The sequence below is a fragment of the Bradyrhizobium genosp. L genome (assembly GCF_015624485.1).
GTDB lineage: Bacteria > Pseudomonadota > Alphaproteobacteria > Rhizobiales > Xanthobacteraceae > Bradyrhizobium.
Window position 1 is genome coordinate 2,634,863 of record NZ_CP061378.1, and the last position, 17,646, is coordinate 2,652,508.

The following is a 17,646-nucleotide window of genomic DNA, read 5'->3' on the forward strand; positions in this document are numbered from 1 at the left end:
ACTCCGCGAAGCCCCGTGACCTCAGCTTGTGTTTGCTCGGTGCCAATCCATATGTCTTCCGCAACACGCGATCCGCTTTCGCCATGCGCGGATTGTCCTCGGTGAACGTCTTTGGATCAGCGCAGCATTTCCGGCCGTGGACCTTGCAGTTCTCCAGCGTTGGCTCGCCTCCGAGGCCGTCAGCCTGTACGTGCTCGTAGATAATTTCTCCGGCTCGCAACGGCCTGCCGCAGCCCTCGCAATGAGGAGCGCCCTTGTTTCCGCAACATCGCCGGAAGGCCGCGCGCTTCACCGCAGCGGGAAACTCTTTGCGATCGTGACCGCGGAGGGACGTCATGCAACCTCCCGGGAAATGTTGCCCGCAGCGACGGGGACGGAGGTGGGGATCACCGCTGCGGGCTCCGCTGCAATCGAAGGGGATGTCTCTTGCAGCGAATCTGTGAACTCTCGGAATTGGACGCTCCTCTCCGCTCCAAATGCGATGATCAGCTCCAGCAATTCGCTGATCTCCTGCTTCGACATTTGCGAGGTGCGCATGCCGAGCGGAACGAACGTGCCGGCGTCGATGCCCGGAACAACTCGCGTCCGGCGCAACGAGGCCGTCAGAACGTCCTTCCAATCCTCGCTGGAAAGCTTCTGGCCGTACCAGTCGACTTGCCTGCTGACTTGGCCGAGCAGGGACCACATCAGGGCGTTCTGATCCAACGAGCGGCGAGGAGCGCGAAATTCCACAGTCGTCCCAGCCGGAACGCCAGCCGCCCAGCGAGCGATCTTCTCGCGGTCTGCCTTGCCTCTGATCTGGACGACTTCTCGGGTCATGGTTACGCTGCCTTCTTGCTCAGGGCGGCGCGTCTCTCAATGACCGCAGCCTTGAGTCCGTCCACCTGCGATTGATCGAGCTGGTGATTGCGCCTCGCCACCTTCTGATCCTCTGACTGCCACCAGGCAGCCAAGGCGTCCGCATCGGTGTACTTCGCGATGGTTTCCCGACAATCCACCATGAACGCGTTCTTCGTCATCAGGTCGACAACCGGCGGCTTCTCAGCGACTGGTGGCTTCTCGGTTTCGCTGAATTCGTCCTTGAGGGCATTGACGTACTTATCGTCATCGAACATGCCCATGTGAACGTCGGCGCCGACGCCGATCATCTTGAGCGCGTTCGTAACCGCGTCCGTGAAGGCCTTCTTGAAGGCCTCGTCATCGCCGCGTAGGCCGCTGGATTGCTTGATGACAGCTTTGTCGCCACCGACTCCAAAGACGATAGCGTCCTTGACGCCGTGCCAGATCGATACCGTGCAATAGACGAGCTGTTCGCCCTCATGGCCGGGGACGACCTGGAAAGTCGGCTCGTTGATTCCCCAGCCAGTGCCGCACGGGCCGAACTCCTCCGTCATCTTGCGATAGGAGTAGATCGGCTTGATAGACGTGCCCTTGAAGCCGCCAGAACGATTGAACGGCTTCGTATGCTTCGGATCGGTACGTCCTAACCTATCCCACAGATCGGTCTTGCTCATATTCCCATGTCCTTCTGCCCCTCACGCCGTCTGACGAAGAGGGGGCAAAATCCGCCGTTGATCCCCACGCAACGCATGTACGGCTCCTTGTCGATCCAGGCTGTCGGGGCGACTGGTGAAAGCCCTTCGAGCCTGGGAAACTTCACGCATATCCAGCGAGACGGACTCTGTTTGCGGGTTTCCGCATGAACATTGTCGCACTGCTCGCATGGCGTCGCCGGCATCACTGCGCCTCGGTCTCGACCGGCTTCGCCGCAACTTCGGATTTCGCTGCCCGGATGGTCTCAAGCAGCAACACCGCTTCCTGCTCGGCCGCCTCCAGCTCGAATTCCGCCATCGTGAAGAACGCCGGCCGCGCTGGCATGCGCTGTACTTCGCGTGCTGCGCGGTAGGCATATTCCTGAGCTGCCTGCAGATGCGGCTTGATTGTGCGATCGTAGAGACTGATATCGTTCATGGACTTCGCGGCCTCCGGTTCATCTGATCGACGCAACCCTTGATCAACGATGTCGAGAGGCCGTCGAGCTGGCGGGCGTACTTCTGCACGAAGCTGGCCGTCAGGTTGATTTCGGAATGCCGGCCGTCGCTGAATGCTTCGATCAACTGGCTGAGCGCTTCCTGCATATTGCAGCCAGCAATCAGAATCTGATCGCGGGACCATTCGAAGGTGGTCTTGACCTGAGCCGGCGAGGGCGATCCGTCTGTCTTCTGTGCTGCCTGGGTCATGTTGCCTTGCCCTCGTGATGTGCCAGCCAGATCACGGCGCCGAGAATGAGTGGGTTGATGACGAAGTGCGCGGCGAAGCTGGCCAGCGTCGGCTGCGCCATGAAGGCTGCGGTTCCCCATGATGCCAGCGCGGCATAGGTCGACCACTTCTTGTGAAGCATGTTCGTCATGACGCCCTCGCGAATTTGCTCGACCCGGCGCGCCAGATGGCCGCCGCCGAGAGCACGATGCAGGAACCGAAGAATGCCCAGATGGGTGAAGCTGGGATTAGTGCCGCCAGAGCGTGATCGTCGGCAATCACTTCGCCAGCAATCCAGCCGAGCAGGGCGGCGCCCGCCCAGACCAGAAGCGGGAGACGATCCAGCATGGCGACGATCAGCGAAGCGCCGGCAACGATGAGGGGAATGCTCAGTGCCAGACCAAAACTCAGAAGGAGGATACTTCCCCCTGACGCAGCAGCAATCGCGATGATATTGTCGATGCTCATGGTAGCATCTGCCATCATGACGATGCCGACCGCTGCCCAAAGGCTAGAGGCTTGCTTGTGGCTCTCGTCGTCCTCGCCTGCTGGCGCGAGTAACTTCGTGGCGATCACCAGGAGTGCAAGGCCGCCGACAAGTTTGAGGTATGAGACGCTCATCAGGAACGAAGCGGCTCCAGTCAGGGCGATGCGCATGACGACGGCCGCGCCGGCGCCCAGGATCATTCCGAACATCCGCTGCCGCGGAGAAAGGCCGCGACACACCATCGCAATCACGAGCGCATTGTCGCCCGACAGCAGAATGTCGATCCAGACAATCTTGCCGAGCGCCAACCAGAAGGTTGGCTGAGCGATCTCGGCTTGGAATTGCGTAAGCATGTCGCGGCTCTCCGGGGCTGGCTCAGAACTCGAACTTGGTTGGGTCGACGTGCAGGCGGTTGGCGAGCTTGTTGAGCACCTTCTGCTCGTCTTCCCCGACTTCATGCCGGCTGTTGGCCGACGCGCAGTCCAGCGCGACCAGATAGACGTCTTCCGCCATCTGGGCGCCGTTCGGCAGGGAGAGGATGGCATCGAGCTGGCGGGCCAACTCTTGCTTGCCGCTGGCGGTTTGGGCATGGGAGAGCGCCGACGACAGGGCGGACTCGATGGCCTGGCGGGGATACAGCGATGCGAGCTGCGTATGCCCGGTCAGGACGTCCATGGCCTTCTTCTTCTCGCTCTCCTCGGCGTTGCCATCGGCGTAGATGACAAGCGCACACGACGCCGTTACGCCGCCGAGGAAGTCGTTTGTCTTGCCGTATTCCTTGTTGAGTTCCTTCGCCCCGCTCGCGAAAGCACTCTTCAGTGCTGACATAAAGCCCATAGTAACTCCGTTGGGTTTCGACGCTTGGTATTCACCGCCCGGATTGCGCCTCTGATCCGAACCGTCTTTCAAATTCTCTGAAGGATGTAATAGACCGCGCCGGACACACAGACGGCGATCATTGCGACAAGAAGTGCGACCTCTACGCTCATTGAAAATCCGCGATCAAAAACAGAAAGTCGACAACACCCGGCGCCATCGCCCTAGCAATCGTCGAGACGAGAGCGACAGCCATGATGATGGCGAGATCGGAGCCTACCGATGCAGCGAACTTGGTCATTGCCCCGCCTCCCGCGTCACGGCTTCGATGGTCTGCCGGTATTCGATGTCGTGATCGCCGATCTGGATGACGTTGCTGCTCGTCCGCTCCGCGACCGATGGAAGCGAGAACGCCTTGCACGCGCGGTAGATCATGAGGCGGGTTTCGCTCTCGTCCCGCTCGGACAGGACGCCGGAGCTGCAGATGCGCTCCAAGGTCGTGATCATCGCGGAGGCGGCGAGAATCTGCTGAAGGTTGTCGGCGCCCATCACACCCGTTCCTGATTCTTGCGGAGATCGCGGGCATGATCGAAGCGAGCTGCTTGAAGATCAGCCGGGACAAGGCTGTCCAGATACATCGACGCCGCCGCAATGAACTCGTCAGTGACGTCCTTGTCCGATCCGACTTCGATGATGCTGGAGAGGGAGACGCGCTCGCCGGAGCGGATGTTGCCCCATTCGCCGCGAGCCAAATCGCGGATGGTCCCCTCGCGACTCATGTCCTTCAGGTCGCGCTCGGCGACGTAGGGCTCGTTGTGACCGCAGATGACCAAATATATCGCCGCCATTTGTCCGGTTCCTCAATGTACGTTAAATGTACAATATCGGATAATCGGGTGCAAGCGAAATGTGCGTATAACGTACAAAAATATGGGAAGGCAGTGTTTCTACGGGGAATCACCCCTTGCGAACGTAACGTGAACGCGCCAGATGAGAAAATGCCCGGCTCGATCTCGACAATCGGCCGGGCCGGTCTGGGCGGCTTGATGAACAAACCCAGACCCTGTCGTCAGGGATGTAGCGCTAAGGAGCGCTTCCTGCAACAGGGGTTATTGTTCGGCCCGGTACAAAAATGCCGACTGAGCTGCCCCATCCAGTGTTCGCATGGTCCGGCAGGTACCCGGAGACGACGCGCGGGGCTCTTCACCTCAATGAGGGCTTCCGGCCCGGGCAAATCCGGTTCGACGGTATGCCCACATCTGGGACATGAACGGCACCTCTGCATGGGCTCATGCAGGCCGGGCGGTTGGCCTCCGATATCGGGCATCCCAGGTGTACGCGCTAGCTCGAACTCCCCATCGCTTGGCTCTTGCCGGGAATAGCGGAAGGAGAACTGTGCCTAGTGACGAATGCCTGGTGGCGACGGCCTAAACCCACGATAGACCCAAAGCAGCGCCAGCCACAACGCGAGCAGGGCAGATGGAGGGCCGAGGGTAATGGCTAAAGCAGTCCACCTTTGATCCGTGTCGGGTATCACCTCAAAGGGCTTTGTGAGGTTAAATGCTGGCTTGGGTACACCTAAGCCCACCTGTTCGTCCGTGAGTTCAACGCCAGTTTTGGGCGTCACCCAGTCGTTTGGCTTTCCGTCATTCAATTGAGCTAGAATCGCGGGGTCAGTAACGGGCCTAGGGACGTTCCAATAGTGCCAAGCGGCCGGTAGACTTCCGGCCATCCACATCACAGCGATGACAACCCAGAGCCGAAATGCACCGCGGGTGATGTTCATTGCTCAAATCTTCGCTGGATGACCTTATCCGTCCGTGCCGGTAAGTCCGGTGACGGTTTTAGCGATATCGACAATCTTCTCTCGATCGGCCATCTCCGCCTGATCCCAGATTGACCATAGAGCGCGCGCGTCTGAAGATCCCTTCAAGACCATCGGATCCCTCATCAAGAGTGACGCGACATCGGTGTTGTAGGCGTGTGCCAGAGCCTCAAGGACGCCTTGCGTGTAGCCGATCTTCGCTGCTTCCAACCGTTGGATACTGGCGTGCGTATAGCCCTTCGCGAGCCCATTCTCGATCAAGAATGCGGCAACGCGTTCTGCGGCCTGCTCCTGGGTCAAGCCTCGGTAATCTCGCCACTCCCTAAAGTAGGTGCGCCTCAGCTTCTTGAAGCGGGGCGTAACCTTTTTTGGCTGGCCTTTTCCTTTGGGCATGTACGCAGCATGCACATCCGGGAAAGTACTGTACACGACGCCACACGTACAAAAATTGCTTGCTCTCATTGTACGTTTAGCGTACAACTGCGGTTATGCATCTCTCTGATTACATGTCGGCCAACCAGCTCGATGACGAGGCCGTCGCCGGGAAGATCAATCGTTCTCGCGTAACCGTTAGCAGAATTAGACGCAAGAAGGTTCGGCCGGACTGGGCGACAATAGCTGAGATTCGCAGCTTCACTGGCGGTGCCGTCACTGCGGATGATTTCGAGATAATTGATTCCTGCGGCGAGGCCTCCGAATGACGGAGTCAGTTTGCCGCGCCGCAATAGGATCGCGTGTCCCGCGAAAGATCTATGAGAACCTCCGTCGCCGTTCGTTGAACGTCGCGCGTTATGGTCAGCAAATCTGCGGCAGCGACGAGCGCGGTGAACTGCGGCTCGAGCAATCCTCCTTTTTTCACCCAATGGAAAATGCGTACAATTCCATTCCCAGCGTCCTCCGTCCGAATAATGTTGACGGTATATTCCGGCATTCCAATAAATTCGGCAGCGAAAGCTTCCAGCATTGCACTTCCCCCGTAACTCCGCTCTACGCGGAATCGGGACAATGCAGCTTAGAAAAGCCTCTGTCATCTTACACTTGCGCTGCACCGTATTCACACGGGACAACGCTAAACTTCTCGGAAATTGATCTCGATCAATGCGCGCCAAGCTCCGCACTCGCGGAGATTGCGCAATGATCCTCGCGCTCAAGATCGTTGCAATGTGGACGATGGTCTCTGCGGCCGTAACTCTCGTCATCGGCCCGAGGCTCGCAGCGTTGCGGCATTCTGAGACAGTTCCCGCGCCCGGTCGAACAGTTCCACCGGAAACGCCATTCCGTCGTTCTGCATCTCCTCTCTCGCCTTCGCGATCATCGCGTCGGCAAGTCGGTCAAGAGTAGACGCCATGACCGAGCGCGGAATCACTTTGCAATCGATCAGCGCTGCCAGGATCACGTCAATCGTGTCCTCCGTCGCTTTGTGTCGCGCGTCGGATATCGGCGTTGCGGTTTGTTTTGTCGCGGTCTGCATTTCGTAAATCTCGGGGTTCTTGAGCATGGCATCACCATCGCAGGCGAGGGCGGCAGACGCAAATTCGAGGACCGCAATGGATTGCGGTCGGGGCCGCAATGAGTTGCGGCTAACAGATCGAGTTATGCGCGTGGTGCAAGGACTTTGGCCGCGCAAGACGGCCGCTGAATTATCCGTCAGAACGGGTGCTCAAGTTAGAGCATGCGAATACTGGTTGGCGCGCAAGACCGAGATGTCGGGCGAAGCCTTGGCTGCGCTTCTGCGCAGTGACGCTGGCCTGGAAGTTCTCGAGGCAATCATCGGTCAGGCCAAGCCTCGTTGGTGGAAGCAATTCGCCAGAACAATCGAAATTTCACGTGTGCGGAAGGCGCAGGACGAGGCACGGCTTCGTCTTGAGCGACTTGAACGAGAGTTGGACGTCTAAGGCATCACAATAGCGGCACCGCAGCGCATCTGCGGACTATTCGGCAGGGATTCTCAGGTTTGATCAAAGACCTCGCATATCGAGCTGCTTTGCGGCTCTCGCGGTGGTGTCTGTGGTGGTCCGTCCTTTGGGGGGACGTCGCCGAGAGCGTCCACACGGGTCAATCCATTTCAACCATTCGAAAGGAGCGAGACGATGATCTTTGAGCCGATTACAGAACAACAGATCGAACGATTGCGTCTGCTTCAGGAGCAACTTTACGGCGGGCAGTGGGCTCAGCCCGTGCCGGCGATCGTGGTGACCGGCTCTGGCTCGATCGTTCCGTCTTCAGCGCCCGTTATCCCGGTCCCCGAGACCGAAGAGCAGCGCAATTCCCGTATCTGGGACGCCATTGTCGAGACGAGCAGGAGCTGAGCCATGACGCATACGGCAAAAACGCACATCCACGACTCAGACCCGCCGCGCGCGGATGCCAACCCGTGGCCTCAGGCTCGCGTCGACCGATTGCTAGCGCTGCACGGTGCGAAGATGTCTTGCATCGAGATAGCCGAAGCGATCGGTATCAGCAGAAGCGCCGTGATCGGCAAACTGCGCCGTCTCGGCTTTAGCAAGCCGGCCGTGAGGCTCACTCCGGAGGAGAAAGCCGCTAAGCTATTGGCGCGCCGCGCAGTCGACGCCAAGAACAAGCGGGAGAAGCGGGCGTCATCCAAGGGTACTCGGATCATCCGCCTGGTCCCGGCCAGTTCGCACAACAACAATCTCCGCATACTGCAAACAGTCCAGACCGAGATCGGCGAGTTGCGTTGTGCTCCGGTCGAGCCGCGCAATCTCACGCTTCTCGAACTCGCGGCCGGAGACTGCAGGTATCCTTACGGCGACGGCAGGGACATCGTTTTTTGCGGACATCCCATCCGCAAGGGCTCCTATTGCTTGGCCCATGCGGCGCTGGTGTTCGTCCCGCCGGCCATTCGGAGGGTTGCATGAGCCGCCCAACCGAATGGCTGGCTAGCGAGACTGAGCTGGCTCGGGCCAACTACCACCTTCCGCCGGCTCAGTTCCAGCGCATAACCGGTCGCACAAAACAGGCGGCTCGGGCCCACCTCAAATATATCTCGCGCGCCGACGTGCGCGAACGGAAGAACGCACAGAAGGTCGCGCTCAGGCTTGCAATGAAGCAGTGCCAGCCGACTGCCGCCGTCGCTCCGATTGTCGTACCTGACGAGGTTATAGCAGAGGCCGCGCGTCGAGCTGCGGCACCCCGATCCCTCACGGGCATCGTCATGGGTGATCCGCCAATCGGATTTAGCGCACTGGAGCGGCGGTCATGACACCCAGCAGAGACCCGATCATCGTCACCGATCACGCGGTGCTCCGCTACATGGAGCGCGCCATGGACCTCAACGTAGAGGTTGTGCGCCAGCATATCCTGGCAGTCTGCGCCAACGCAGCGGCGTTTGGTGCCGTCTGTGTGCGAGCTGAAGGTCTTCGTTTCGAGATCAACGGCAACCGCATTTGCACCGTCACGCCGGATCACACCGAACCAAGCAAGACGGGACAAGCTCGGGCTATTCGGAGGGCGCAGGGATGACTGTGTTTGTGAGCCCGGACCAGCGAACGATAGCGGATCAACGAGTTCGTATTGAGGAGTTGGAAGAAGAGCTGCGGCAATTGAAGAGCCGTATTGCGCCGCCAGTAACTTTCCCGGGCGCCTGGAATTTGTACCCTTCCCAGCATCGATTGTTGGCGGCCTTTTCCGCCTCACGAGACGGCTTTCTCTCATCCGACCAAATATACATCGCATTGGGAAGCGAAGCTGAATACGCCGACAATCTGATCAAGGCACAAATCTGCCATTTGAGGCGTAAGGTCGATCGTCTTGGGATCAAGATCGTCTGTCGCAAAGAGTTAGGATACGAGATGACACCCGACTCGGTTGCATTTGTTCGCAGCGTGTTGCGTGCGAGGTCGCAGGCGACATGAAGCACGAACAGAACATCACGGCTGCGAAGATTGAGCCGATCATTCAACGTCTTACAGAGATACGGCTTGCATGGAAATTGCCGCTCAATGACGTCGCCAATCGTTGCGGCGCCGATCTGAACACCTTCAAGCGGTACGAATCCGGACAGACATTTCCCAGCGGGAAGACGCTCGTTCGGTGGGCAACTGTTCTTGGATACGAACTATCCCTTTGGCCCAAGGCTTCAACATGACGTGTCATCGGCGTTCACCAACGAGGTCGGGCTTCAAAGCGAGTAGAGAGCAACGCAAGGAACTGCTCGCTCTTTGGCTGGCCGGTGACAACAAGGCGGTTGCTGCTATGGAAAGGCAAATAGGAGTGAAGCCTAAGTATACCTCCAACATGGCAAACGTCATGGGCATCCACAAGAAGGACGGAGTTCGTGTCGACGCTGACGATCCACGCTGGGCGTGGGCTATCGAGCGCGGACCTGTCTTAGTGTGAGATTTGTGCCGTCATCACAAAGTGATGCCGTCCTTAGCGCGGCGTTGCCCCATACTGCGTCAGTCCGTTTCGTAGGAGATAAAGGTGAAAATCTATCTTGCCGGCCCAATGACAGGTATTCCGCACTTCAACTTTCCTGCATTCAACGCAGCAGCTGCGCTCCTGCGCAATGACGGACACGAGGTGTTCAATCCAGCAGAGCGGGACATTGAGCGTCACGACGGTGTCGATATCTCGGCCGACAACCATGCTGGGGATCCAGCCGAAGCGGTCGCAGTTCACGGCTTCTCCCTTCGTGAAGCCCTAGCGGATGACACTGCGTATATCTGCCGTGAGGCGGACGCCATTGCCATGCTGCCGGGTTGGGAGAATTCCAAAGGGGCTCGTGCCGAACACTCTTTGGCATTCGCGCTTGGACACACAATCATCTACCTACGGAGCGGCTTCGATGTCTGAGAAGCCCGTGCGAGACATGACGCAGGAAGAGCGGCGCGAGCTTGTCGTGTGCCTCCGCGAGCAGCGGAGGGCTTCGAATCCAAAGGACGCCTTCGGCATCAAGAAGGCGCCTCTATCGACCGTTCCGAGCCCGGTTCTTATGGAGCTTGGATGCGCGATGCAGGAAGGCGCATGCAAGTACGGGCGCCACAACTATCGCAGCATTGGTGTTCGCGGCTCTGTTTACTACGACGCGACGCTGCGCCACCTCATGTCCTGGTGGGAAGGAGAGGATGTCGACCTGGACTCTGGTCTCTCGCATATTGCCAAGGCCATCGCTTCGCTCGTGGTGCTTCGCGACGCGATGATGCAGGACAAGTTTACCGACGACCGACCGCCGAAGAGCAAAGCTTGGATCGGAGACCTCAATGCGCGGTCGGAGGCGTTGTTCAACAAGTATCCAGACCCGGTCAGACCATACACCGAGTTGGATAACTCTTGGATAAAGCCTGCGTCATGATCGTCATCGAACTCGCCGGCATCCCCCAAGGCAAAGGTCGCCCCCGCTTCATGCGGAAGACGGGACACGCCTATACGCCGGAGAAAACCCGCAACTACGAGACCAATCTGCGTCTTGCCGCACAGGATGCGATGCACGGTGCCAATCCGATCGAAGGACCACTAGCGGTGACCGTCCGTGCGTTATTCCCGGTGCCGACGTCCTGGAGCAGGAAGAAGCAGACGGCGGCTCTCGAAGGCTCTGTGCGGCCCACAGGACGTCCAGATGCTGACAATCTTATGAAGGTGCTGGATGGGCTCAATGAGATCGTCTTCCGGGACGACAAGCAGATCGTGGATGGCCGAGTGATCAAGACGTATAGCGCGCGGCCGGCGCTGCGAATTGAGGTTGTGGAGATCTCTGCGTGAAGCGCCCTTGGATGCCGCTCTACATCGCCGACTATTTGAAGAAGACAACGCATCTCGGTGCGTTGGAGAGTGGCGCTTACCTGCATCTAATCATGGATTATTGGCAGAACGACGGCCTTCCCAGCGATGATCGCCAGCTCGCTAGGATTGCTCGTCTTACGGATCGGGAGTGGAGGAAATTGAAATCGACCCTTCAAGCGTTCTTCTATGACGGATGGAAACACAAGCGCATTGACGAGGAGATTCGGCACGCCGCCGATATCTCCGAGAAGCGCAAGAACGCAGTGCTGGAGCGCGAACAAAAACGCCTTCATGAAAGGAACAAACAGGGATCAAATGATCCATCAATTGATGCATCAAATGATAGATCAAACGGCCCATCTAATGATGACACACTACACACTACACACTTCACAAAGGAAGAACCCATCCAGGTTGGAAAGACTCTCTCAACTGAGAGAGGGAGGGTTCAGTGATCAGCGAACTTCGCCCGTACCAACTCGAAGCCATGGCTGCGATCCGTGACAGCCTCAGGGGCGGTGTTCGCCGGCTGATGGTGCAGGCTGCCACGGGCGCCGGCAAAACGAAGCTGGCCGCAGCAATGGTCGACTCGGCGCTGTCGAGGGGCAATCGCATGGCGTTTGTGGTGCCTGCGATCTCGCTCGTCGATCAAACCGTGGAATCCTTCTGGGCCGAAGGCATCCGCGACGTGGGAGTTATCCAAGCTCAACACGCCATGGAGGATTGGTCGAAGCCGATTCAGGTTTGTTCAATCCAGACGATCCAGTCTCGTGGCGTGTTCCCGCAGGCCAGCGCTGTCATCTTCGATGAGGCCCACCGATTGCACGAGGCGCACAAGCGCTGGATCGAACATCCGGAGTGGAGGAACGTTCCGATCATTGGGCTCAGTGCCACGCCTTGGGCGAGAGGGCTCGGCAAGTATTTCGATAGCCTGCTGATCGCCGCCACGACATCGGATTTGATCGCGCAGGGCTATCTATCGCCGTTCCGTGTTTTCGCAACCGGACACCCGGATTTGTCGGGGGTGAAAACAGTTGCTGGAGACTATCACGAAGGCCAGCTCAGCGACGCCATGCAGGACGGCGAACTGACTGCGGATATCATCAAAACATGGAAGGAAAAATGGGGCCAAGCAAAGACGCTTTGCTTCGCCGTCGACAAGGCCCACGCGCGTTCAATCCAGGAGCGGTTTGAGCATGCGGGCGTAGCATGTGGCTACCAGGACGCGCAGACGACGTCGGATGAGCGCACCGATATCAAGCGGAAGTTTCATAACGGAGAATACCCGGTTGTCGTGAATATTCAGACGCTGACGATTGGCGTTGACTGGGACGTCCGCTGTCTGATCCTGGCTCGGCCGACCCGTAGCGCGATGCTGTTCGTCCAAATCATTGGGCGGGCTCTTCGAACCGCCCCGGGCAAGGACTACGCCCTGATACTCGATCATTCCGACACGACGCAACGGCTTGGGTTTGTGACGGACATTCACCGCGACCGGCTCGACGACGGCTCAAGCGAAAGCAAGAAGCTGGACGCTACACAAGCCAAGAAACCGTTGCCGAAGGAATGCAAGCAGTGCGGTTGCCTCAAAGCGGCTCGTATCTGTCCTAACTGCGGAACGGAGCCGAAGCGACTCGCTAGCGGCCCGATCGAGAACGAGGGCGAGCTGATTGAGATCGCGCCCGGGCAGAGTGCACCGAAGCAGAAGCGTGGAGCCTGGAGCGAGGTAGAGCGCCAGAAGTTTTTCGCTGAAATGAAGGCGTATGCTCAAACGAAGGGGTTTAAACCAGGCTGGGCTGCAATCAAGTTCAAGGAGCGGTACAAGGAATTCCCGCCACGTTCGTTCGACCGCATTCCGCCCGCCGCTGAAGTGTCGCCCGTCGTGTCTTCATGGATCCGCTCGCGCAATATCGCGTTCGCAAAGAGCAAGCGTCGCGCCTCGCTGATGGTGGCCGATGCACAGTGACATTCAGCAACGCGCGCACGGGCGCTGGTATGGCATTCTGTGCGCCCTCGGCGTGGAATCGAACTATCTGCGCAACAAGCACGGGCCGTGCCCTCGGTGTGGCGGCAAGGATCGCTATCGGTGGGACAACAAGGACGGGAAGGGAACGTTCTTCTGCAACGAGTGTGGTGCTGGAGACGGGTTCGAGCTGTTGAAGCTGGTGAAGGGCTGGGGATTCCGAGAGGCAGCCGAGCATGTCGAATCCGTGGTCGGGAAGGCCACGCTCGAGGCACCGCGTCGGGTATCCACGCAAGAGGAGCTGCGCGCCGCTATGCGCAAGAGGTGGGGCGAGTGCGGGCCGGTTGTCGAGGGGAGTCCAGTCCATAAATACCTGCGTCGCCGGACTGGAGTGGATTCTGCTCCGTCAATTCTTCGTTCAGCGCCGGATCGTCCTGCGATGGTGGCGCTCATGCAGGCTCCGGACGGTCGTGCGGCCATGGTCCACACCACATTCCTCACGGAGGACGGGCGCAAGGCACCCATGGATAATTGCCGGTTGATGATGCCGGGCACGATCGCGGAGGGGGCTGCGGTTCGATTAGCGGGCCATGGAGACGTTCTCGGCATTGCCGAGGGCATTGAGACGGCTCTTTCCGCAACGGCCCTTACGGGCTTTCCGTGCTGGGCTGCATTGAATGAGGTGCTTCTTCAAAAATGGATCGCACCTCAGGAAGTCCGTCAGGTGATCGTGTTCGGCGACAATGACTCGAATTACGTCGGTCAATCGGCGGCCTATATGTTGGCAAGGAAGTTAATCCGACAAAAGAACGCCCCTGCCGTAGACGTGCGCATACCCGAGACTATCGGCCATGACTGGAATGACGAGCTGCGAGCATCACAATATCGGAGGGCCGGCAATGCCTCGGCTGACTGCCAATGATCGGATCGATCGAATGACTGTTGTTGTCCGAACTCCATATGCGAGAAAAGGCGAGACCGTCACTTGCGAGGCGGGCCATCCGATTTGCGATTTTGTCGAAACGGTTTACGTGGGCGAAATTCAGGATGTTGATGGTGAGATCGGGAATTGGCGACAAGAAAAGGTGGTGCGTGGCACAATCCCAATTCCCGGATGCGCAATCTGCGGTGCGGCGTTTACTGACGGGATTATCTTTCACATTGGGAATGAATGGCGCGATCCACTTGGAAGACGCGATCAATGATCGGATCAATTGAAATGACCGCGACCAAGCCCCGCCGGGCTGCTCCTCCTCCGACTGCACGTCCGAAAATGGAAGACGTGACCGTCGCCAGCCCAACCGTACCCGGAGCCGTCGAGCGCGTTCAGAAAATCATGGACCCGCTCTCGACCATGTTCAAGCGGAAGCAGATTTCCGAGCGCGCCTACCTGGCAGGGGATCACTACCGATTGTCCTACGAGAGGCTTCACGGAGCCTCAGGAGGCGCCATGGACTTCGAGCGCGCAAGAGGAGGGGGATTGCCGGGAAGCCCACCAGCGCCCGCCTATCTCATTGCTAGCGAGGTTGTGAGCCAGGTGCGCCGTTGCCTGTATCCCCAGGACTTCGCGATCGTCTACCGCATTTGCGTTCTCGGAATGACGTTGCGGGAGGCGGGAGAGAACTTGCTGCGTACTTCGCCGAGCCGGCAGCAGGAAGAGGATTGCGGCCGGCGTCTTCGGGAGGGACTCGGTCAAATGGCGGACTGGTGGTTTCCGGAGCGGCACGGCACTGGCTCTCGCATGCGCTCGCATGTGGAGGAGAGGGCGACGTCGACCGATGCGAGCTTGGTGCCGAAGCGGGGCGGCGTCGTGCATGCAACGCGAGATCGCGTGTTTAGGAGTTAGGGCGATATGAGGAAACCGTCTTCCAAGCAGTTCTTTCTGTTTGAGTGCGCGATCGTTGCGGCGGTTTGGATTATTCTTGGTTGTTGCAACGGCAGGCCGCTTGGGCATCTTCTGTTTTCTTCCTAAAGATATCAGCGGTGAACATCTTTGTTGCGATCTGCAACTTGATTGGTGCCCTCGTCGGCATCGAGACGGGATATTATCCGTGGAGGGCAGAATGACGGCCATTGAAGTGGAAGATGAACCGACCGATGCGCGAGCGCGGAACGATGGTGCTCGCTTGGCGGATCAAGAGGGTTGGCGCGCTGCGGGAAGCGCGAGATGAGCGAGGACAACCCATCGCATGCCTTGATGCTGGCGCGGCGAATTGCGCACGCTTGGCATGGCGGCTTTATCACCGACTGGCGATGGATATTTAGCCCGTGGTTAGACCGCCTGACCCAACATTCGGAGCCCACCCCATGACCGACACCCCGCTTTACCGCGTCTACATCTGGAACAACCAGGGCGACGTGGTGGCGCACTTCCGCGGTCTGACGACTGAACAGGTCGATGAAATCAAGGGCCGATACGAGGATGAGACGTGGCTCGATGTGGTGTTGGAGGAGCAATGACGATGTGGTTTGAACTCAGGGGCGACAAGCGACTGGGGCAGTGCGCAACCGCACACTGCGGCGGTCAACCGACGTGGCGACTTGAGGCTGATGGCGTCGGGTCCGACTATTGCTCGGGCTGCAAAGAGCGCCTGACCCGGTCCCTCGGTGAGCGGCCCAGAGAGCCGGAGGGGGAGCGCCAAAAGCTAGATGTGATTGGCTTTTCGGGCTCGATCAATGACAGCCGTGACGTGATCGTCCGCTTTCGACGCAACGTCACGATCCAAGATCGCGCTGATTTGCTTGACGCAATCAATGCCGCCGCCCATCCCCGCCCGGCCGAGCAGCCACTGAGGGAGGCGCTGAAGAAGATCACCGTCTTCAAGGTCGAAGATGATGACGACACATACATCCGTATTTGTGGCGTCACTCTCATGCCGATCAAGTCAGGCCGGCCCGCCGAACGCGCACTCCTGAAATTTGATGCACTCCAGCGCGCCGCCCTCCAGCCTGCGCAGTCGGGAGAAGGCCAAGGGCCGGTCGAAGAAGTCCTGACAATCCGCACAGCGTCCGAGATCGAGCACGAGCGCTTGGCACGCAAGCGCGCCCAGCTCGCCGGAGGCGCAGAACTTGACAAACCCCCGGGATAAGTGTATTCCGGTACTCAGCATCCACAATCGCGCCCGCCAAGCATTCGCTTCGGCGGGCAAATTTTTGCCCCGCTGAGCCCGTGCTCAGTCCGGACGCGGCAATGGGGCAACCAATCGGGCGGCTCAGCCACCGCAGGGCTGCATCACACCTCAAGTGCCGATTACGTGCACAGAGCCTTCGACCGCGAGTCCGCCCGATACAAATGCAAGAGCACATAGCCCAAGCCCAATTGCTGATCGGAATTGCAATTGCGGCATTGGTGGTGATTGCGCTCATTCCTGAGAAGGGAAGCCGGCCATGGGAGAGATGAGGGGCGCCGAGATTATTCAATTCGTGCCGCGCTCGAATCCTCGGAGGACTTACAACGATGCCGTTCTCGCACGGATTGTTGGTGTCCCGGCCAATGCTGAGCCGAATGCGCCCGCGCTCAGCGGACAGGGCGACCCGAATATCTATGATACCGCGCCTTGCGAATTGCCCAGCGTCTGGCCGGATTTCTATCACGCCAGCGATAAGGACCCGGCGTGAGCAAGTGGTTCGATCCCGAGGCCAAGCCTATTGCTCACGTGTCGCCCTACAAGCGTATTGATATCAGCAATCCCAGTCGCAAGCCGGTTATCACTCGCCATGAGCATGAGCAAATCGGTGGGAGAGAGCCCGATCCTGCGGTCTACGTCTTCAATCCGTATGTTGACGGTTGGGTGCTGAAGGCGTGACGAAACTCTTTATTGCACTTCCGGCATTCGGTCAGCAGTGCAATTCCCAAACCACGGCGAGCCTTGTCGCGCTCGTGGAGCAATTGGCCCGGCGCGACATCTCAATTGGCTTTAGCGCGATCTCATTTCCCGATATCGCCGATCTCCGCAACGTTCTAACGACTGTCTTCCACGACTGCCTCGACGCCACGCATATGCTGATGGTCGATGCCGACATGCAATTCGAGCCAGCATTGGTGCTCGATATGCTGGACGCGGATAAGCCGTTGGTGGGCTGTATTTATCCCAAGAAACGCGTTCCGATTTCCTGGGTGGGAAGTGCTCTCAACCCGCCGGCTGAACCAGAAGGAAATTTGCTCGAGCTGGAAGGCATCGGCTGCGGCGTTACACTAATCCGCCGCGATTGCATAGAGAACATGATCGCGTCGGGCAATGTTGAGATTGAGGACGACCCGATCGGCGTTGCCGCCGACATGGTCAAGGCCCATGGCGCAACAAGAATGATCAGGGCATTCGATCTGGTCAGGGATGGCAATCGGCGACTGAGCGAGGACTTCAGCTTTTGTTGCCGGCATCGCAAGTCCGGGGGCAAGGTGTGGGCTGTGATCAATCACACCCTAGTTCATTTGGGCTTATATCAGTACGCCGGCCGCTACGATCAGCTTTACAATAGGCCGTCCAGTGAACATGCGGCTTAGAGAACTGGCCAAATCGGCAGAGCTGCAGTCCCATCTCGATCGTTCAATAG

At 58.7% G+C, this 17,646-nt stretch carries 32 protein-coding genes; 19 read left to right on the forward strand and 13 right to left on the reverse strand.

The window, feature by feature from the left end; all coding sequences use genetic code 11:
* Positions 1-333: 333 nt before the first annotated feature.
* From IC762_RS12100 to IC762_RS12155, 13 genes are all read right to left on the reverse strand, one after another.
* Positions 334-819, reverse strand: a complete 486-nt coding sequence (locus tag IC762_RS12100) for a recombination protein NinB (protein WP_195789030.1) — start codon at positions 817-819, stop codon at positions 334-336.
* A gap of 2 nt (positions 820-821) precedes the next feature.
* Positions 822-1,514, reverse strand: a complete 693-nt coding sequence (locus IC762_RS12105) for a hypothetical protein (protein ID WP_195789031.1) — start codon at positions 1,512-1,514, stop codon at positions 822-824.
* Between the two features lie 223 nt (positions 1,515-1,737).
* A complete protein-coding gene (locus IC762_RS12110; protein WP_195789032.1) occupies positions 1,738-1,971 on the reverse strand; it encodes a hypothetical protein in 234 nt (77 codons plus the stop codon).
* Entirely contained in the window at positions 1,968-2,240 is a 273-nt protein-coding gene (locus IC762_RS12115) for a hypothetical protein (protein ID WP_195789033.1), read from the reverse strand. The genes IC762_RS12110 and IC762_RS12115 overlap by 4 nt, the downstream gene beginning before the upstream one ends.
* Complete coding sequence (locus IC762_RS12120) at positions 2,237-2,410, reverse strand: hypothetical protein (protein ID WP_195789034.1); 174 nt, start codon at positions 2,408-2,410, stop codon at positions 2,237-2,239. The genes IC762_RS12115 and IC762_RS12120 overlap by 4 nt, the downstream gene beginning before the upstream one ends.
* Positions 2,407-3,099 (reverse strand): YjbE family putative metal transport protein, encoded by a 693-nt coding sequence (locus IC762_RS12125; RefSeq protein WP_195789035.1) that lies wholly within the window; start codon positions 3,097-3,099, stop codon positions 2,407-2,409. The genes IC762_RS12120 and IC762_RS12125 overlap by 4 nt, the downstream gene beginning before the upstream one ends.
* A 22-nt stretch (positions 3,100-3,121) precedes the next feature.
* On the reverse strand, positions 3,122-3,583 hold the full coding sequence (locus IC762_RS12130; RefSeq protein WP_195789036.1) for a tellurite resistance TerB family protein: 462 nt from the start codon (positions 3,581-3,583) through the stop codon (positions 3,122-3,124).
* 148 nt (positions 3,584-3,731) lie between these two features.
* Positions 3,732-3,863, reverse strand: a complete 132-nt coding sequence (locus IC762_RS35580; RefSeq protein WP_283816355.1) for a hypothetical protein — start codon at positions 3,861-3,863, stop codon at positions 3,732-3,734.
* On the reverse strand, positions 3,860-4,111 hold the full coding sequence (locus IC762_RS12135; protein ID WP_195789037.1) for a hypothetical protein: 252 nt from the start codon (positions 4,109-4,111) through the stop codon (positions 3,860-3,862). Before IC762_RS12135 ends, IC762_RS35580 begins: the two co-directional genes overlap by 4 nt.
* Positions 4,111-4,410 carry a hypothetical protein gene (locus IC762_RS12140; RefSeq protein ID WP_195789038.1) on the reverse strand — a complete coding sequence of 100 codons (300 nt, stop codon included), beginning with the start codon at positions 4,408-4,410 and terminating at the stop codon, positions 4,111-4,113. Before IC762_RS12140 ends, IC762_RS12135 begins: the two co-directional genes overlap by 1 nt.
* A 962-nt stretch (positions 4,411-5,372) precedes the next feature.
* Positions 5,373-5,780, reverse strand: coding sequence for a helix-turn-helix domain-containing protein (locus IC762_RS12145; RefSeq protein ID WP_210338435.1), 408 nt, complete (start codon positions 5,778-5,780; stop codon positions 5,373-5,375).
* Between the two features lie 313 nt (positions 5,781-6,093).
* Positions 6,094-6,351: a hypothetical protein gene (locus IC762_RS12150; protein ID WP_195789040.1), complete on the reverse strand. Its 258-nt coding sequence runs from the start codon at positions 6,349-6,351 to the stop codon at positions 6,094-6,096.
* Between the two features lie 231 nt (positions 6,352-6,582).
* On the reverse strand, positions 6,583-6,885 hold the full coding sequence (locus IC762_RS12155) for a hypothetical protein (RefSeq protein ID WP_195789041.1): 303 nt from the start codon (positions 6,883-6,885) through the stop codon (positions 6,583-6,585).
* A 187-nt stretch (positions 6,886-7,072) separates the two neighbouring features.
* Between IC762_RS12155 and IC762_RS12160 the strand changes: the two genes are divergently transcribed.
* From IC762_RS12160 to IC762_RS12250, 19 genes are all read left to right on the forward strand, one after another.
* Positions 7,073-7,282, forward strand: a complete 210-nt coding sequence (locus IC762_RS12160; RefSeq protein WP_195789042.1) for a hypothetical protein — start codon at positions 7,073-7,075, stop codon at positions 7,280-7,282.
* 195 nt (positions 7,283-7,477) lie between these two features.
* On the forward strand, positions 7,478-7,696 hold the full coding sequence (locus IC762_RS12165) for a hypothetical protein (RefSeq protein WP_195789043.1): 219 nt from the start codon (positions 7,478-7,480) through the stop codon (positions 7,694-7,696).
* A 3-nt stretch (positions 7,697-7,699) separates the two neighbouring features.
* Positions 7,700-8,266 (forward strand): GcrA family cell cycle regulator, encoded by a 567-nt coding sequence (locus IC762_RS12170; RefSeq protein ID WP_195789044.1) that lies wholly within the window; start codon positions 7,700-7,702, stop codon positions 8,264-8,266.
* 340 nt (positions 8,267-8,606) lie between these two features.
* Positions 8,607-8,870 carry a hypothetical protein gene (locus IC762_RS12175; RefSeq protein ID WP_195789045.1) on the forward strand — a complete coding sequence of 88 codons (264 nt, stop codon included), beginning with the start codon at positions 8,607-8,609 and terminating at the stop codon, positions 8,868-8,870.
* Positions 8,867-9,262, forward strand: coding sequence for a helix-turn-helix domain-containing protein (locus IC762_RS12180; protein ID WP_195789046.1), 396 nt, complete (start codon positions 8,867-8,869; stop codon positions 9,260-9,262). Before IC762_RS12175 ends, IC762_RS12180 begins: the two co-directional genes overlap by 4 nt.
* Complete coding sequence (locus IC762_RS12185) at positions 9,259-9,495, forward strand: helix-turn-helix domain-containing protein (RefSeq protein WP_195789047.1); 237 nt, start codon at positions 9,259-9,261, stop codon at positions 9,493-9,495. Before IC762_RS12180 ends, IC762_RS12185 begins: the two co-directional genes overlap by 4 nt.
* A 335-nt stretch (positions 9,496-9,830) precedes the next feature.
* Positions 9,831-10,202, forward strand: a complete 372-nt coding sequence (locus IC762_RS12190; RefSeq protein WP_195789048.1) for a DUF4406 domain-containing protein — start codon at positions 9,831-9,833, stop codon at positions 10,200-10,202.
* A complete protein-coding gene (locus tag IC762_RS12195) occupies positions 10,195-10,701 on the forward strand; it encodes a dATP/dGTP diphosphohydrolase domain-containing protein (RefSeq protein WP_195789049.1) in 507 nt (168 codons plus the stop codon). The genes IC762_RS12190 and IC762_RS12195 overlap by 8 nt, the downstream gene beginning before the upstream one ends.
* A complete protein-coding gene (locus tag IC762_RS12200) occupies positions 10,698-11,108 on the forward strand; it encodes a RusA family crossover junction endodeoxyribonuclease (protein WP_195789050.1) in 411 nt (136 codons plus the stop codon). The genes IC762_RS12195 and IC762_RS12200 overlap by 4 nt, the downstream gene beginning before the upstream one ends.
* Positions 11,109-11,119: 11 nt before the next feature.
* The gene (locus tag IC762_RS12205; RefSeq protein ID WP_195789051.1) at positions 11,120-11,584 is read left to right on the forward strand and encodes a YdaU family protein; all 465 of its coding nucleotides are present in this window, start codon (positions 11,120-11,122) and stop codon (positions 11,582-11,584) included.
* A complete protein-coding gene (locus IC762_RS12210) occupies positions 11,581-13,095 on the forward strand; it encodes a DEAD/DEAH box helicase (RefSeq protein ID WP_195789052.1) in 1,515 nt (504 codons plus the stop codon). The genes IC762_RS12205 and IC762_RS12210 overlap by 4 nt, the downstream gene beginning before the upstream one ends.
* Complete coding sequence (locus IC762_RS12215) at positions 13,085-14,014, forward strand: toprim domain-containing protein (RefSeq protein WP_195789053.1); 930 nt, start codon at positions 13,085-13,087, stop codon at positions 14,012-14,014. Before IC762_RS12210 ends, IC762_RS12215 begins: the two co-directional genes overlap by 11 nt.
* A 13-nt stretch (positions 14,015-14,027) precedes the next feature.
* Positions 14,028-14,297 carry a hypothetical protein gene (locus IC762_RS12220; protein ID WP_195789054.1) on the forward strand — a complete coding sequence of 90 codons (270 nt, stop codon included), beginning with the start codon at positions 14,028-14,030 and terminating at the stop codon, positions 14,295-14,297.
* Positions 14,294-14,938 carry a hypothetical protein gene (locus tag IC762_RS12225; protein WP_195789055.1) on the forward strand — a complete coding sequence of 215 codons (645 nt, stop codon included), beginning with the start codon at positions 14,294-14,296 and terminating at the stop codon, positions 14,936-14,938. The genes IC762_RS12220 and IC762_RS12225 overlap by 4 nt, the downstream gene beginning before the upstream one ends.
* A 461-nt stretch (positions 14,939-15,399) precedes the next feature.
* A complete protein-coding gene (locus tag IC762_RS12230; RefSeq protein WP_195789056.1) occupies positions 15,400-15,552 on the forward strand; it encodes a hypothetical protein in 153 nt (50 codons plus the stop codon).
* Entirely contained in the window at positions 15,549-16,181 is a 633-nt protein-coding gene (locus IC762_RS12235; RefSeq protein ID WP_195789057.1) for a hypothetical protein, read from the forward strand. Before IC762_RS12230 ends, IC762_RS12235 begins: the two co-directional genes overlap by 4 nt.
* A 298-nt stretch (positions 16,182-16,479) precedes the next feature.
* A complete protein-coding gene (locus IC762_RS12240) occupies positions 16,480-16,710 on the forward strand; it encodes a hypothetical protein (protein WP_195789058.1) in 231 nt (76 codons plus the stop codon).
* Complete coding sequence (locus IC762_RS12245; protein WP_195789059.1) at positions 16,707-16,898, forward strand: hypothetical protein; 192 nt, start codon at positions 16,707-16,709, stop codon at positions 16,896-16,898. Before IC762_RS12240 ends, IC762_RS12245 begins: the two co-directional genes overlap by 4 nt.
* Complete coding sequence (locus IC762_RS12250) at positions 16,895-17,596, forward strand: hypothetical protein (protein ID WP_195789060.1); 702 nt, start codon at positions 16,895-16,897, stop codon at positions 17,594-17,596. Before IC762_RS12245 ends, IC762_RS12250 begins: the two co-directional genes overlap by 4 nt.
* The last annotated feature ends 50 nt before the right edge of the window (positions 17,597-17,646 follow it).

Excerpts from the sequence above, each read along its gene's own strand:
- IC762_RS12100 (WP_195789030.1), bottom strand. The coding sequence starts at position 819 with ATGACCCGAGAAGTCGTCCAGATCAGAGGCAAGGCAGACCGCGAGAAG.
- IC762_RS12105 (WP_195789031.1), bottom strand. The coding sequence starts at position 1,514 with ATGAGCAAGACCGATCTGTGGGATAGGTTAGGACGTACCGATCCGAAG.
- IC762_RS12110 (WP_195789032.1), bottom strand. The coding sequence starts at position 1,971 with ATGAACGATATCAGTCTCTACGATCGCACAATCAAGCCGCATCTGCAG.
- IC762_RS12115 (WP_195789033.1), bottom strand. The coding sequence starts at position 2,240 with ATGACCCAGGCAGCACAGAAGACAGACGGATCGCCCTCGCCGGCTCAG.
- IC762_RS12120 (WP_195789034.1), bottom strand. The coding sequence starts at position 2,410 with ATGACGAACATGCTTCACAAGAAGTGGTCGACCTATGCCGCGCTGGCA.
- IC762_RS12125 (WP_195789035.1), bottom strand. The coding sequence starts at position 3,099 with ATGCTTACGCAATTCCAAGCCGAGATCGCTCAGCCAACCTTCTGGTTG.
- IC762_RS12130 (WP_195789036.1), bottom strand. The coding sequence starts at position 3,583 with ATGGGCTTTATGTCAGCACTGAAGAGTGCTTTCGCGAGCGGGGCGAAG.
- IC762_RS35580 (WP_283816355.1), bottom strand. The coding sequence starts at position 3,863 with ATGACCAAGTTCGCTGCATCGGTAGGCTCCGATCTCGCCATCATCATG.
- IC762_RS12135 (WP_195789037.1), bottom strand. The coding sequence starts at position 4,111 with ATGGGCGCCGACAACCTTCAGCAGATTCTCGCCGCCTCCGCGATGATC.
- IC762_RS12140 (WP_195789038.1), bottom strand. The coding sequence starts at position 4,410 with ATGGCGGCGATATATTTGGTCATCTGCGGTCACAACGAGCCCTACGTC.
- IC762_RS12145 (WP_210338435.1), bottom strand. The coding sequence starts at position 5,780 with ATGCCCAAAGGAAAAGGCCAGCCAAAAAAGGTTACGCCCCGCTTCAAG.
- IC762_RS12150 (WP_195789040.1), bottom strand. The coding sequence starts at position 6,351 with ATGCTGGAAGCTTTCGCTGCCGAATTTATTGGAATGCCGGAATATACC.
- IC762_RS12155 (WP_195789041.1), bottom strand. The coding sequence starts at position 6,885 with ATGCTCAAGAACCCCGAGATTTACGAAATGCAGACCGCGACAAAACAA.
- IC762_RS12165 (WP_195789043.1), top strand. The coding sequence starts at position 7,478 with ATGATCTTTGAGCCGATTACAGAACAACAGATCGAACGATTGCGTCTG.
- IC762_RS12170 (WP_195789044.1), top strand. The coding sequence starts at position 7,700 with ATGACGCATACGGCAAAAACGCACATCCACGACTCAGACCCGCCGCGC.
- IC762_RS12175 (WP_195789045.1), top strand. The coding sequence starts at position 8,607 with ATGACACCCAGCAGAGACCCGATCATCGTCACCGATCACGCGGTGCTC.
- IC762_RS12180 (WP_195789046.1), top strand. The coding sequence starts at position 8,867 with ATGACTGTGTTTGTGAGCCCGGACCAGCGAACGATAGCGGATCAACGA.
- IC762_RS12185 (WP_195789047.1), top strand. The coding sequence starts at position 9,259 with ATGAAGCACGAACAGAACATCACGGCTGCGAAGATTGAGCCGATCATT.
- IC762_RS12195 (WP_195789049.1), top strand. The coding sequence starts at position 10,195 with ATGTCTGAGAAGCCCGTGCGAGACATGACGCAGGAAGAGCGGCGCGAG.
- IC762_RS12200 (WP_195789050.1), top strand. The coding sequence starts at position 10,698 with ATGATCGTCATCGAACTCGCCGGCATCCCCCAAGGCAAAGGTCGCCCC.
- IC762_RS12205 (WP_195789051.1), top strand. The coding sequence starts at position 11,120 with ATGCCGCTCTACATCGCCGACTATTTGAAGAAGACAACGCATCTCGGT.
- IC762_RS12215 (WP_195789053.1), top strand. The coding sequence starts at position 13,085 with ATGCACAGTGACATTCAGCAACGCGCGCACGGGCGCTGGTATGGCATT.
- IC762_RS12220 (WP_195789054.1), top strand. The coding sequence starts at position 14,028 with ATGACTGTTGTTGTCCGAACTCCATATGCGAGAAAAGGCGAGACCGTC.
- IC762_RS12225 (WP_195789055.1), top strand. The coding sequence starts at position 14,294 with ATGATCGGATCAATTGAAATGACCGCGACCAAGCCCCGCCGGGCTGCT.
- IC762_RS12230 (WP_195789056.1), top strand. The coding sequence starts at position 15,400 with ATGACCGACACCCCGCTTTACCGCGTCTACATCTGGAACAACCAGGGC.
- IC762_RS12235 (WP_195789057.1), top strand. The coding sequence starts at position 15,549 with ATGACGATGTGGTTTGAACTCAGGGGCGACAAGCGACTGGGGCAGTGC.
- IC762_RS12240 (WP_195789058.1), top strand. The coding sequence starts at position 16,480 with ATGGGAGAGATGAGGGGCGCCGAGATTATTCAATTCGTGCCGCGCTCG.